A 12,315-nucleotide genomic window follows, 5' to 3' on the forward strand; every position below is an offset into this window, starting at 1 on the left:
ATTTTGGATTTTCAACAAAAATAGTCTTTTTATCAACAATTGCAATCTTAACAATTCATAATGAAAATTTAATGTTTCAATAATGTACCTTTGCTAAAATAAAATTTCACCCCAATGAAAGGCGTATTTAAAGAAAACAAAGATTTGATTTTTATAAAAGAAGAATTCAATGCTTTTCTGAAAAAGAAAAAACAACCTATTGCTGAAAAGCAGGAAGAAGCTCAAACAGAAAACCAAGAAACGCTTATTCTGGAAGAAGTGGAACTATAACTTTTCGTGTATCTTCTTGAAATAATCAAAAGCTTTTAAAATTCGGCTTCCGTACCAAGAGAACATTTCCCCATCTACAAAAATGGTTTTGGCGTGGTGTGTACATCGCCCAATTTCAAAAGCGTGTTGGTCTTTAAACGGATATGGTTCTGAAGACAACAATACCAATTCAGGATCACCTTCTTGCCTGATTTTTTCCAATTCAATCTCAGGATATCTCCCTTTTGATTCATATATATTTTGAAAGTGATTCAATCGTAACATTTCATTAATAAAAGTATCTTTACCGGCTACCATGTATGGATTTGCCCATATAAAATAAGCTACTTTTCTAATGGGTTTCTCTTTGATATATTTTTGAAAATCGAGGTAAGCAAAATTGATTTTATCGATCCATTTTTGGGCTTCAATTCTTTTGTTGCATAGCATTCCGAAATCTGAAATCATTTGAAAATTATCTTCAACAGTAACGATATTGGTTACCCAAACCGGACATATTTGGCTCAATTCATCAACAATTTCTTTGGTGTTTTCTTCTTTGTTACAAATAACAATATCGGGTTTTAAAGCAAGTATTTTTTCATATTTGATTGTTTTTGTTCCGCCAACAATTTGCTTGGTTGACTTAAAATGAGGTGGATGAACACAAAATTTTGTGATGCCCACAATGGCATCTTCTAAACCTAAATCATATAAAAGTTCCGTTTGAGAAGGCACAAGAGAAACAATTCGTTTGGGAGTGGTTTCAAATGTATGTTGATTCCCAAGTTGGTCTGTAAATTTTTTTGACACTATTGTTGTGATTTTTGAGAACTAATTATTTCAGTACATCATTTTCCCAAATTCCTTCTTTCTTCAATTTATTACTTTTTGTATAAAGTTTTCCTTCGCCGTTTCGTTTATCATTTTTCCAATAGCCTTTATATACTTCACCGTTCTTCCATTGGTATATGCCATAACCTTCTCTTTTATCGGCAACAAATTCTCCTTCGTATTGCTCGTTGTCTTTCCATGTAAAAATTCCATTTCCATGGCGGAGATTGTTTTGCCAGTATCCTTTATAAATACTTCCAGTTTCAAAAATCCCAACACCAAAACCTTCTGCAACACCATTTTTGGTTTGTCCTATGTATTGAAATTTTTTACCCTTTGAGCTTGTTAGATTTAAAATGCCACTTGCCATTTGAAGTTCATTCAACTTCAATTTAGCCACTTCTAAGTCGCTTTTTGTTTTTACTAAATCCTTGGCCGTGTCTTCATCAAAGGCAATTATAGTATCATGTACTATCCTTTCTTTTTGACTCAAAACAATTTTTGAGGAAACGTTGTTCATTCTATTTTGCAACAAATCCAAGGTATTCGAAAAGAGTGAATCTGAGAACGGAATTGCTTCAAACATTGCATTGGCTTCTTCTTCAAATCCTTCCAAATATAAATGTGTGGCCTGAAAATATTTTTTAAAAAATGCTAAAGAATCTGTTTTTTCAGTGTGACTTTCTTTCCACTTTTCTAATTCCCTAGTTTGTTTCTCCATTTTAGAGTTATACACAAAATAGAAACAAATCCCCGTTAAAAAGATGCTGCCTAGAATTGCTATATAATTTACTTTTTTAGTCATACTATTTTCTTTTAATCGGAGTATCTTACTTGTTGCTCATCTGATTTCCAAAGACCACTTAACTGATCGATATACAATCCAACCATAAATCCTCTTCCGTGGTCAAACTCGAATCCGGTTGCTCCACGAGTTCGAAATCGATCAACATATCTTAATTCAACTCGGGCAACATCTAAGAATCGATAACCCAAACCAACATATAATCTATTTTGATTAAAAGTATTTAGCACCACATTTTTGCCCATATTTAATCCAATTTCATTTGAGACTGCTGCATAAAGTGTTTTATTTTCATAAAAATCATTGGAATTAATCATGTATCTAATTCGATACCGAAATCGAAAACGAGTGAAGAAACGATAATCCTCTGCATTGGCTTGTTCTTGCCAACGCAATTCGTATCGATACCGCCAAGTATGCATCCATTTTCCGTTGTCGTGTTTGTAATGGTGGAAAAACTGAAAAGTTGTTCTTAATTCATGATAGGAAGGTCGATCAAAATCTTCCGGTTTCCCGATATATTCATTGGTATACATATATCCGATAGGTGAAACAGAAAGTCGGGAATTTTTGGTAAATTGATAGTTCACCCAAGGTCGTATGCTTGTTCGAAGATGGCTATCGAACATACTTCCTGAATTTAATTCATTTTTACTACGATATACATAATCAACTCCAACGCCCCAATTTTCGTTGAAAAACTCATTAATTTCGGTTTTGTGCCAAAATACACTGTGCGGATAAACAACTTTACTCTCTTGGGAGTAATTATGTAGTAGGGGAAAAAGTAGAAGTACGAATAAAAATTTACTTTTCAAATCTTTGTTTTTTTAGGTAGGAAAAACAAAAATAGGTTTCTCAGTAAAAATTAAAAAATTAAACTCGTTAATTTCCTGCTAATTTTTGAGAATTTCTTCCATCTCCTTTTGTAATTTCAACGCTTCCTCTCTGGCTTTTTCTGCAAAATCACTTCCCTTAGAAGCATAAATAATGGCTCGTGACGAATTGATTAATAAGCCAATATTTGCATTTAACCCACATTTACAAACTTCTTTTAAACTTCCACCTTGTGCTCCAACTCCGGGAACTAAAAGAAAACTATCGGGAACAATCTTTCTGATTTCCGTAAAATATTCTGCTTTGGTGGCTCCGACTACATACATTAAATTTTGACTGTTTTTCCAAGTTTTTGAAGTTTCCAAAACGTGTTTATAGATTTCTGTTTCACCGGAAAGCTTCGTTTGAAAATCAAAAGCTCCTTCGTTGGAAGTTAATGCCAGCAAAATGGTGTGTTTGTTTTCAAATGCCAAGAAAGGTTCTACTGAATCTTTTCCCATATAAGGAGCAACGGTAACGGAATCAAAATTCAAATCTTCCAAAAAAGCTTTGGCATACATGGAGGATGTGTTGCCAATATCACCTCGTTTGGCGTCGGCAATGGTAAATAGTTCAGGAAAGTTTTGATTGATATAATCAATGGTTTTTTGAAGCGATTGCCAACCTTTTAACCCGTAAGCTTCATAAAAAGCGGTATTGGGTTTATAGGAAACACATAAATCATGAGTAGCATCAATAATGGCTTTGTTGAATTCAAAAATTGGATCTTCAGTTTGAAGCAGATGAGAAGGAATTTTAGTTAAATCAACATCCAAACCAATGCATAAAAATGATTTTTTTTGTTGAATCTGTTCAATAAGTTGTGTTGTTGTCAAGACGATAGTTATTTGTTGTTTGGCAAATTTACAAAGATGATTCTACACTTTTTGTAGAATCATATAACAATCTTAAAAAATTATATAACGTGCTACAATTGCTCTTGTAATAACTTTGTAAAAGTAAAAGTAGTATTAATTAAAAAAAACAAATTATCATGGACACTAGCGAATTAAAAGGAAAATGGAATGAGTTAAAAGGTAAATTAAAACAAAAATATGCTGATTTAACAGATGATGATTTACTCTATGTTGAGGGAAAAGAAGACGAACTTTATGGGAGAATTCAACAACGAGTAGGTAAATCAAAAGAAGAAGTTAAAGATTTAATCGATAAACTTTAAAAAAAATTAAAAGAGGAATTTTTTCGATTCCTCTTTTTTTAACCTAACCAATACTTTTTGTATGATAACCGGTGCAAAAAAAGAAAATTCCAATTGCATAAACCTGATTTACATTATAAGTTTGGTTTTTGTTTTATATGTGCTTAAACCTGTTGTTGTACCTATAATTATTGCAATAATTTTAAGCGTTTCAGTATTTCCTTTCGTAAACTTTTTAGAACGAAAACTACATTTCAACAGAATAATTTCTGCTGCTTCTGCTGTTTTTCTTCTTTCGCTTTTGGTGTTTGCCATAATTACCTTTATAGGTTTTCAACTTTCTGATATATTGGAAAAAGGTCAGCTGTATGCCATAAAATTAAGTGAGGTTTACAACACACTTGCCGGAAATTTTGAAAAATATCTAGGTATTAGTAAAAATGAATTGTCTTTAAAAAAGATCAATCTTGGTGATACTTTAAAAGACAATTTTTCTAGTGTTATAAATTTTTTATCATTATCAGGCAGTTTTTTTGCTGATGTAGTATTGATACCACTATACATGTTTTTTTTATTAATATACCGTAAATTTTTTAAGAGTTTTATTTATCGAGCTTTTTCAAAAGATGGTAATACTTTAAAAGCAAAAGCAATTTTAAGTAAGCTATATGAAGTACAACAAAACTACTTGATAGGGCTATTTTTAGTTATGGGTATTGTTGGTATTCTAAATTCTATTGGTCTTTTGCTACTCGGAATTGACAATGCCATTTTCTTCGGTTTTTTGGCTGCTTTATTATTACTAATTCCCTACATCGGCATTATTATTGGATCTTTACTTCCCGCTTTAGTTGCTTTAGCTACAAAAGACTCTTTGTGGTATCCGGTTGGTGTTATTGCTATTTTTGCTTTTATTCAATTTATTGAAGGAAATTTTATCACTCCAAAAATTACGGGTTCAAAAGTGAGCATCAATGTATTTGTAGCTATTTTGTCTATCATCTTATTTTCAATGCTTTGGGGAACAGCTGGAATGATTGTTGCCTTACCGGTAATTGCTAGTTTAAAAGTTATTTTTGATGCTACTCCAGAATTAAAACACTATGGGTTTTTGATTGGTGAACCTCTTGATGAACATTTGAGAAGTAATGCCAGAGTTCGATTGAAAATTTGGAAAAAAATAAGGGCAGAAAAACAAATAAAAAGGTATATAAAATTCTAGTTTAGTTGCACTTTAAAGTACACTTTTAAAAAAGAATTAGTTACATTTACTGAATAAATTACCTTTTAATGAAAGCAATTTTAAAATTTGACTATCCTGTTTTTACTAAGAAAATAATTGAAGAAAAACTTAGTCCTTTTGGTTTGAATTTTTCTGTTGTAGGATTTGGAGAAATTGAATTTCATGAAGATGTTCCTTCTGAAAAATTTGACGCAATAGTAGCATTATTAAATGAAATTGGAATTGAAGTTCTTGAAAATCAAAAAAATATATTAGTTCAAAAAATAAAAGATACAATAATTGAGATGGTGTCAAGTGAAGAGCCTCTGTCAGTAAAAAGTTCAGTTTATTTGACTGAAAAATTAAATCACAGTTATGGTTATCTATCCAACTTATTTTCTGAAGTTACCTATACATCGGTTGAAAATTTTATCATTATTCAGAAAATTGAAATTGCCAAACAACTAATTATAAATGACCAATTATCTTTAACCGAAATTGCCTACAAACTCAATTATTCCAGTGTAGCTCATTTGAGTACTCAATTTAAAAACTGTACCGGAATTACCCCATCTGCTTTTCATCGGATTATATCCAAACGAAAAAATAAAACATTAAACAATTAAACCATTTATGCAAAAAGAATATATATCGATAGCCCTTGCCGATGATGATGTAGATGACCGCCTTTTTTTTAAAGATGCTTTTGATGAATTAAAAATTAATACCATCGTAAATACCTATTGTGATGGTGAAGAATTAATGAATTTTTTGAATACTGAAAATTCAAAATTACCAAACATTATTTTTTTGGATTTAAATATGCCCAGAAAAAATGGTTTTGAATGTTTATTAGAAATTAAAAAAAATAAAAAATTTGATTCTATCGCTATTGCCATTTATTCCACATCTTCTTCAGAGGAAGATATTGAAAACACTTTTGTAAATGGTGCCAATATTTACATAAAAAAACCAAGTGATTTTGCTACTTTAAAAAAAATAATTAGTGAAGTTGTCACACTAAATTGGCAATACCACACTTCCGGTTTAAACAAAGAAAATTTTCTGCTGCGACTATAACACATGACATCAAACAGTTTACACAAATCAACTTTATTACTACGAATAGCCTTTGTTATTTCGTTAGCAGTTATATTGTTTACCGCTTCAATTTCATATAAACACATTATAAATCTCAACAAATCAAGAGCATTAGTAATTCATTCTTATGAAGTGCAACTTGAATTGGAACGAATTATTTCCTATATAAAAGATGCAGAAACTGGCTATAGAGGTTATTTGCTTTATGGCGATACTTCTTTTTTAGATTCTTACACAAATTCCAGAGAAAAAGTAAACAATTCTTTTTTTAACCTAAAAAAATTAACGGAAGACAATCAATCACAACAAAAAAAACTCAAGGAACTTTACCATCTAATTGTTTTGAGATATACTTACTTTAATAAAAGTTATGAAGATAAAGATCTTTATAAAAAATATTATGAAGCCAATGGCAAAAAAGTAATGGATGATATCAGAAGTAAAGTGGATGAAATGACTTCTCTGGAAAACAGTATCTTAAAAGAAAGAGAATTTAATTTTCAAGACAATGTTTCTTATACTCCAATTTATACTCTATTAGTAATTTTCATCACGCTGCTATTTATAATTTTAGCTTATTTGAAAATAAATAGCGATTTCAATAAAATTCAACTTTCCAATTCTCGACTAAGAGTTTCGCAAGAATCTTTACGTCAAGCAGAAATCTTGGGTAACTATAGCAGTTGGTTTTGGAATTTAGAAAAAAAAGAAGTGCAATATTCTGATAACCAATTTCTGATGCACGGATTAAAACCGCAAGAATTTGAAGCTACACAAGATAGTTTCTTAAAATTTGTTCATCCTGATGATATTGATATGGTTTCTAAAGCAATGGAAGATATTCTAACCAAAGAAAGTTTACCTACCATTAATTATAAAATTATAAGAAATGATGATGAAATAAGACATTTGCGTTCAGTTGGAAAATTATTCATAAACCGTTTTGATGAAAAAATCATAATTGGAACAACACAAGACATAACTTCAGATGTTCAAAAAGAGGAAATACTAAGACACAAAAATACTGACTTAGAACGAAGCAATAAAGAATTAACCGAATTCAACTATGCAGCAAGTCACGATTTACAGGAACCCTTGAGAAAAATTCAAACCTTTATTTCAAGAATTGATGAAAAGGAAAAAGATAATCTTTCACCTTTAGGTAAAGAATATTTAGATCGAATTGTAGTTGCTGCAACAAGAATGCGGGTTTTGATTGACGATTTATTGCAATATTCAAGAACTAACAAAACCGAAAACAGTTTTGAGGAAGTTAACTTAAATGAGACTGCATCTGCGGCTGTTCAAGAATTATCGCAATTGATTGAAGAAACCAATGCCTCTGTTGATTTTGAAGAAATGCCCACTATTGATGGAATCCCCTTTCAACTGCGACAATTGTTTATCAACTTAATTAACAATTCTATTAAGTATAAAAAATTAAATACAGATCCTGTCATAACAGTAACTTATGAAAAGGTAAAAGCTAAAGAAGATGATCAAATTGACGACAACTCCAATAGAATTTATCATAAAATTTCTTTTTTGGATAACGGAATTGGCTTTCAACCGGATGATTCTAAAAAAATATTCCAACTTTTTAATCGTCTTCATGCCAAAGACAGTTATCCAGGAACTGGAGTTGGTCTAGCAATTTGCAAAAAAATCGTCAAAAATCATTACGGTTTTATCTGTGCCAATGGACAACCTGATGAAGGTGCTCTTATCACCGTTTATTTGCCAACAGAATTCTAAAACCAGTACAAATGCCTCCAATCAAAACCTATACTAAATCTTTTTATGAAGTTGTTAAAGATACAATTAATGGCTTCTCTGAGTACAAAATACTAAAAATGAGTGCCTCATTGGCCTATATAACAGTATTTGCACTAGCACCACTCCTGCTGGTTATTCTATTCATTTGTGATGTTTTTTTGGGAAGAGAGGCACTTGAAGGGGCTATTTATTCTCAAATGAAAGATTTTCTTGGACCATCAGCAGCAACACAAATTCAATCGATGATTCAAAATTTGGCATTATCACCAAACAGCACCATTGCCGCTATTGTCGGAATTGGAACTTTAATTTTTGCTGCAACATCCGTTTTTGCAGAAATTCAAGATTCCATAAATACAATTTGGAGTTTAAGACCAAAAAAGAGATCGGGAATTTGGCTATTTATCAAAGCTAGATTATTATCATTTGGTGTGATTGGAAGCTTGGGTTTTATAATGTTAGTAGCCCTTGGTTTTTCTACAGTGCTAGACGGAATTAGCCTTCAACTTACTCAAACTTACCCTCAAATCAACCTGGAATTTATTTATTTTTCAAATATTTTAGTGACTTTTCTAGTTACATCGTTGCTTTTTGGAGCCATTTTTACAATTCTCCCTGATGCGGAGATTTCATGGAAACAAGTTCGTGTAGCCGCTTTTACTACTACAATCTTGTTTATGTTTGGAAAATTTTTAATTACATTTTATATCTCAAATTCAAATATTGGTGATGTTTACGGTGCTGCAGGATCAATTGTAGTTTTAATGGTTTGGGTATATTATTCCTCTGTTATTTTATACTTAGGAGCAACATTTGCTAAATGTTATGCCATAAAATTTGCTGAACCAATCCGACCTTCTAAATATGCAGAAATTGTTCAATATATAGCTGTAACCACAGAAGCTGAAACAATTCAATCAGCAGATAATGAAATAAAAGAACTTAAAAAAGAAGATAAAATCGCTATTGAAAATATAAAAACTTAATTAAATATAATTACCATCTAAAAACTAAAAAATCTCATGTAATAATGAGATTTTTTTTTTGCTAAAAATTAATGATAACATGCTAAAATTAAGGAAAGTGGTAATTCTATAACAAATCTAAAATATCTTGTAAGGAAGTAAATACTTGTTTTTTGCAACTTTGTAATGTTAAATTAAACTAACAAATGAACCAAACCGTTACAAAACGAATTTTTAAAACAATGCTTATTGCAATTTTTGCATTATTCTTTACTACAGATTGTACCGAAAAGAAAAATACTAATAAAAGTGATAGTAAGATAGACTTAAAAAACATTAGTAACATAAATAATATAAGTCTAAGAGTTGCAGTAGTAAGAAATGAATTAATTGAAAAAAGTAACGACAGTATGATTGTGGAACTTTTAGTAAAGCAACAAAAAAATCACAATCAAATAGATTCTATTTTAAAATCTGTAGCCCAAAACAATTTAATTATTCTTTCTGATACTGTATTTCAAAAACAAAACATAATAAAGACCATTTCAGAAAATCAATTGGAATTTTTTTTAGAATATATTAAAAATCAAAAAAGAGAATTAGAAGTAACGAGAAAATTAAATCGCAACTCTCAAATGAATGATTACTATCAACTTAAGATTGACGAATTAAAAAAAAATATAAATGAAATTAATGAAATAATTAAATCTCGAAAAATAAATCTACAACAAACCTACTAAAAATTAAACCATGAAAAAATTAGCTTTTATTATTTTATTAAGTTCAGCATTTGCAACTTCAAATGCTCAAACAAACGATTCTTCAACTTCAGGAGCAAGTTTTGGTTTCAAAGGAGGGGTAAACTTCTCCAATCTCTATACTGACGATGTTGATGACAACAATGTACTAACAGGTTTTAATGCAGGTATATTTATATCGCTGCCTTTAACTGAAATGTTTTCCATTCAACCTGAGTTTTTATACACAACAAAAGGAGCTGAGTTGGTGTATAACAATGCTTTTGCTCAAGGTACCGGTAAATTCAGATTAAATTATATTGAAGTGCCTGTTTTATTGAAAGTCAACTTGACTAATAATTTAAATATTCATGCCGGACCTTATTTTGCCTATTTAATTGATGCAAAAATTAGTAATGAATCATCTAGCGGAAATTTTGACTTTGAAGACAATCTTAACAATGATGATTTTAACAAATTTGATTATGGATTATCTGCCGGAATTGGATTTGATTTTGACTCATTCGGAATTGGAGCCAGATACAATTATGGTTTAGCAACTGTTGGAAAAGAGAGGGATTTTTTGGGCTCAACTTACACATTCCCGGATGCTAAAAACAGTAACTTAAGTATTTATGCAGCAATTAAATTTTAATTAGTAACCTTAAAAACAGTCATTATGTCAAACTTGTTATATACCATCGCAGTAATATTAGTGATACTTTGGGCTCTGGGATTTTTTGTCTACAGCATAGGGTCAATTATTCACATATTATTAGTCATTGCAGTCATTGCAATTTTATTTAGACTAATAAAAGGAAGTAAAATATAAACCATTTAAATATAATTATTATGAAATCAGGAAATGTAGTATTAGGAGTTTTAGGCGGTTTAGCCGCTGGAGCAATTTTAGGTGTATTGTTTGCACCGGATAAAGGTGTAAATACCAGAAAAAAAATTGCCCAAAAAAGTAATGAACTTAAAAACAATGTAAAAGATAGTTTTAATGATTTTTTAAGTTCAGTTGAAGATCAATACCACAATATTTCTTCTAAAGCAGGAGAATTTGTGGATGAGGGAAAAGCAAATCTGGAAAAATTTAATCGCGAGTTAAACAAATAAGAACACCTATGGAAAATATAGCCACAAATATTGAAAAACTTTATGATAAAGCAGAACAGTATTCAAGAACAAGTGTTGAACTTATTAAATTGAATGCTATAGACAAATCATCTGATGTAATTTCATCACTTGCTGTTATTGCTTCTTTAGCTTTCATTGTGGCTATATTTACCTTATTTGTTAATATCGGAATTGCTCTGCTTATCGGAAATATGCTAGAGGACATTGCATTAGGTTTTTTTATCATTTCGGGTTTTTATGTTGTTTTGGGAATAGTAGTTTTTATTTTCAGAAAATCATTAATAAAAATTCCGATTGATAATTTAGTTGTGGGAAAATTGATGAAGAAACGATACCAAAAAAATCTAGAAACTCAAATCAATAATTCAAAATAGACAACTATGAAAAAGTTAAATCAAACCGAATTATTAGATCAGAGAATTGCAGAATTAACCTTGCAACACAATCAAGAATTGGTTGAACTAAAACAACAGTTTCATGCTGTTAAAAACAGTATGTCTCCAACAAATATTGTACAACAAGGTTTAAATGGATTCTATCAAACTTTTGTAAATAAAGAAAATCTGATGTCCACAATACTAAGTATTATTGGCGGCTATGTCTCAAAAAAAGTGGTCATTGGAAAATCAGATAGTTCAATAAAAAAAATAATTGGAAATGTTTTACAGTTTTTCGTGACCAGTTATTTAACAAAGAAAAATACAAAAACTCAAACCGAATAATAACAAAAAATTTAAAAAAATGAAAAATTTAAAAATCCTTTTTGTAGCTGCAATAGTTGCTGTCACATTTGGCTCGTGTACTGATGAAAAGAAAACACAAGCTGACAAAGCCGTAAACAATTTTACAAGCTATGTTGACTCGCTTAGCGGTGTTGCTGCTGAAAACATGTCAGAAAGCTGGGAATCTGTTGAAAACACTTATATTGATAAAAAAATACAAGCAGAAACTGCATTGGAAAATGTAGAAGATAGAATGGAATGGGATAATAAAGTTGATGAATCTTCAAAAAAATATGAAGAATACAAAATGAACTATCTTGCCATAAGACAAACTATGGAAGCTCAGAATGCTAAAGCAAAATTGAGAAGTTCACTTTTTAATGGTAGAGAAATTGGTAACGATATGGACTTTAGCTGGGTTAACAAAGATAACATTTTGAACACGTTTGATACTTTTGTAAATACCGTTGCAGATAATAAGGATAAGTATTCAAGAGAAGATTGGGATGAAATCAAAATGCTTTATGAAGCATTGGGTACTCGAAAAAATACCGTTGAAAAAGAAGGTTTAACTTCATCTGATAATATGAAAATTGCAGGTCTAAAAGTTAAATTTGCACCAATGTATACCCTAAATAGAATGGGAGCAAAAGCTGAAGAAAACGCCGAAGCAAAACAATAACCTACACCTATTTTGAATGAAAAGAAGCCGTCTCACAACTAGAG

18 protein-coding genes are annotated in these 12,315 nt (G+C 30.5%); 14 read left to right on the plus strand and 4 right to left on the minus strand.

Going from position 1 to position 12,315, the window contains the following annotated elements; all coding sequences use genetic code 11:
* Nucleotides 1–114: 114 nt before the first annotated feature.
* A complete protein-coding gene (locus B3L86_RS12785; protein WP_291119883.1) occupies nt 115–270 on the plus strand; it encodes a hypothetical protein in 156 nt (51 codons plus the stop codon).
* Here B3L86_RS12785 and B3L86_RS12790 read toward each other — a convergent pair.
* The 4 genes from B3L86_RS12790 to pyrF form a co-directional block, all read right to left on the minus strand.
* A complete protein-coding gene (locus B3L86_RS12790) occupies nt 265–1,065 on the minus strand; it encodes an ABC transporter substrate-binding protein (RefSeq protein WP_414655135.1) in 801 nt (266 codons plus the stop codon). The genes B3L86_RS12785 and B3L86_RS12790 overlap by 6 nt on opposite strands.
* Nucleotides 1,066–1,087: 22 nt before the next feature.
* On the minus strand, nt 1,088–1,888 hold the full coding sequence (locus B3L86_RS12795) for an MORN repeat-containing protein (protein ID WP_291119887.1): 801 nt from the start codon (nt 1,886–1,888) through the stop codon (nt 1,088–1,090).
* An 11-nt stretch (nt 1,889–1,899) separates the two neighbouring features.
* The gene (locus B3L86_RS12800; RefSeq protein ID WP_291119890.1) at nt 1,900–2,706 is read right to left on the minus strand and encodes a DUF2490 domain-containing protein; all 807 of its coding nucleotides are present in this window, start codon (nt 2,704–2,706) and stop codon (nt 1,900–1,902) included.
* Nucleotides 2,707–2,784: 78 nt separating this feature from the next.
* Nucleotides 2,785–3,600 (minus strand): orotidine-5'-phosphate decarboxylase, encoded by an 816-nt coding sequence (pyrF, locus tag B3L86_RS12805; RefSeq protein WP_291119893.1) that lies wholly within the window; start codon nt 3,598–3,600, stop codon nt 2,785–2,787.
* Nucleotides 3,601–3,758: 158 nt separating this feature from the next.
* Here pyrF and B3L86_RS12810 point away from each other — a divergent pair, with 158 nt between their 5' ends.
* The 13 genes from B3L86_RS12810 to B3L86_RS12870 all read left to right on the plus strand — a co-directional run bounded on the left by B3L86_RS12810 (nt 3,759) and on the right by B3L86_RS12870 (nt 12,271).
* Complete coding sequence (locus B3L86_RS12810; RefSeq protein WP_291119896.1) at nt 3,759–3,944, plus strand: CsbD family protein; 186 nt, start codon at nt 3,759–3,761, stop codon at nt 3,942–3,944.
* A gap of 61 nt (nt 3,945–4,005) precedes the next feature.
* Nucleotides 4,006–5,145 carry an AI-2E family transporter gene (locus tag B3L86_RS12815; RefSeq protein WP_291119899.1) on the plus strand — a complete coding sequence of 380 codons (1,140 nt, stop codon included), beginning with the start codon at nt 4,006–4,008 and terminating at the stop codon, nt 5,143–5,145.
* Nucleotides 5,146–5,213: 68 nt separating this feature from the next.
* A complete protein-coding gene (locus B3L86_RS12820; RefSeq protein ID WP_291119901.1) occupies nt 5,214–5,771 on the plus strand; it encodes a helix-turn-helix domain-containing protein in 558 nt (185 codons plus the stop codon).
* A 7-nt stretch (nt 5,772–5,778) separates the two neighbouring features.
* A complete protein-coding gene (locus tag B3L86_RS12825) occupies nt 5,779–6,225 on the plus strand; it encodes a response regulator (RefSeq protein ID WP_291119904.1) in 447 nt (148 codons plus the stop codon).
* Between the two features lie 3 nt (nt 6,226–6,228).
* Nucleotides 6,229–8,001 carry a sensor histidine kinase gene (locus B3L86_RS12830; protein ID WP_291119907.1) on the plus strand — a complete coding sequence of 591 codons (1,773 nt, stop codon included), beginning with the start codon at nt 6,229–6,231 and terminating at the stop codon, nt 7,999–8,001.
* A gap of 11 nt (nt 8,002–8,012) precedes the next feature.
* Complete coding sequence (locus B3L86_RS12835; protein ID WP_291119910.1) at nt 8,013–9,008, plus strand: YihY/virulence factor BrkB family protein; 996 nt, start codon at nt 8,013–8,015, stop codon at nt 9,006–9,008.
* A gap of 185 nt (nt 9,009–9,193) precedes the next feature.
* Nucleotides 9,194–9,727, plus strand: a complete 534-nt coding sequence (locus B3L86_RS12840; RefSeq protein WP_291119913.1) for a hypothetical protein — start codon at nt 9,194–9,196, stop codon at nt 9,725–9,727.
* A gap of 10 nt (nt 9,728–9,737) precedes the next feature.
* Nucleotides 9,738–10,379: a porin family protein gene (locus tag B3L86_RS12845; RefSeq protein ID WP_291119923.1), complete on the plus strand. Its 642-nt coding sequence runs from the start codon at nt 9,738–9,740 to the stop codon at nt 10,377–10,379.
* Between the two features lie 24 nt (nt 10,380–10,403).
* Nucleotides 10,404–10,556 carry a lmo0937 family membrane protein gene (locus B3L86_RS12850; RefSeq protein WP_291119926.1) on the plus strand — a complete coding sequence of 51 codons (153 nt, stop codon included), beginning with the start codon at nt 10,404–10,406 and terminating at the stop codon, nt 10,554–10,556.
* Between the two features lie 20 nt (nt 10,557–10,576).
* Nucleotides 10,577–10,846: a YtxH domain-containing protein gene (locus tag B3L86_RS12855; RefSeq protein ID WP_291119929.1), complete on the plus strand. Its 270-nt coding sequence runs from the start codon at nt 10,577–10,579 to the stop codon at nt 10,844–10,846.
* A gap of 8 nt (nt 10,847–10,854) precedes the next feature.
* Entirely contained in the window at nt 10,855–11,241 is a 387-nt protein-coding gene (locus B3L86_RS12860; RefSeq protein WP_291119932.1) for a hypothetical protein, read from the plus strand.
* Between the two features lie 6 nt (nt 11,242–11,247).
* A complete protein-coding gene (locus B3L86_RS12865) occupies nt 11,248–11,589 on the plus strand; it encodes a hypothetical protein (RefSeq protein WP_291119935.1) in 342 nt (113 codons plus the stop codon).
* Nucleotides 11,590–11,608: 19 nt separating this feature from the next.
* Nucleotides 11,609–12,271, plus strand: coding sequence for a DUF6565 domain-containing protein (locus B3L86_RS12870; RefSeq protein WP_291119938.1), 663 nt, complete (start codon nt 11,609–11,611; stop codon nt 12,269–12,271).
* Nucleotides 12,272–12,315: the final 44 nt, after the last annotated feature.

This window comes from Flavobacterium sp. UBA6135, from assembly GCF_002428305.1.
In the GTDB taxonomy this organism is placed as follows: Bacteria; Bacteroidota; Bacteroidia; order Flavobacteriales; family Flavobacteriaceae; genus Flavobacterium.

Bases quoted from the DNA above. Each gene is read 5' to 3' on its own strand.
- B3L86_RS12785 (WP_291119883.1), top strand. From the start codon at position 115: ATGAAAGGCGTATTTAAAGAAAACAAAGATTTGATTTTTATAAAAGAA.
- B3L86_RS12795 (WP_291119887.1), bottom strand. From the start codon at position 1,888: ATGACTAAAAAAGTAAATTATATAGCAATTCTAGGCAGCATCTTTTTA.
- B3L86_RS12810 (WP_291119896.1), top strand. From the start codon at position 3,759: ATGGACACTAGCGAATTAAAAGGAAAATGGAATGAGTTAAAAGGTAAA.
- B3L86_RS12815 (WP_291119899.1), top strand. From the start codon at position 4,006: ATGATAACCGGTGCAAAAAAAGAAAATTCCAATTGCATAAACCTGATT.
- B3L86_RS12820 (WP_291119901.1), top strand. From the start codon at position 5,214: ATGAAAGCAATTTTAAAATTTGACTATCCTGTTTTTACTAAGAAAATA.
- B3L86_RS12825 (WP_291119904.1), top strand. From the start codon at position 5,779: ATGCAAAAAGAATATATATCGATAGCCCTTGCCGATGATGATGTAGAT.
- B3L86_RS12830 (WP_291119907.1), top strand. From the start codon at position 6,229: ATGACATCAAACAGTTTACACAAATCAACTTTATTACTACGAATAGCC.
- B3L86_RS12835 (WP_291119910.1), top strand. From the start codon at position 8,013: ATGCCTCCAATCAAAACCTATACTAAATCTTTTTATGAAGTTGTTAAA.
- B3L86_RS12840 (WP_291119913.1), top strand. From the start codon at position 9,194: ATGAACCAAACCGTTACAAAACGAATTTTTAAAACAATGCTTATTGCA.
- B3L86_RS12845 (WP_291119923.1), top strand. From the start codon at position 9,738: ATGAAAAAATTAGCTTTTATTATTTTATTAAGTTCAGCATTTGCAACT.
- B3L86_RS12850 (WP_291119926.1), top strand. From the start codon at position 10,404: ATGTCAAACTTGTTATATACCATCGCAGTAATATTAGTGATACTTTGG.
- B3L86_RS12855 (WP_291119929.1), top strand. From the start codon at position 10,577: ATGAAATCAGGAAATGTAGTATTAGGAGTTTTAGGCGGTTTAGCCGCT.
- B3L86_RS12860 (WP_291119932.1), top strand. From the start codon at position 10,855: ATGGAAAATATAGCCACAAATATTGAAAAACTTTATGATAAAGCAGAA.
- B3L86_RS12865 (WP_291119935.1), top strand. From the start codon at position 11,248: ATGAAAAAGTTAAATCAAACCGAATTATTAGATCAGAGAATTGCAGAA.
- B3L86_RS12870 (WP_291119938.1), top strand. From the start codon at position 11,609: ATGAAAAATTTAAAAATCCTTTTTGTAGCTGCAATAGTTGCTGTCACA.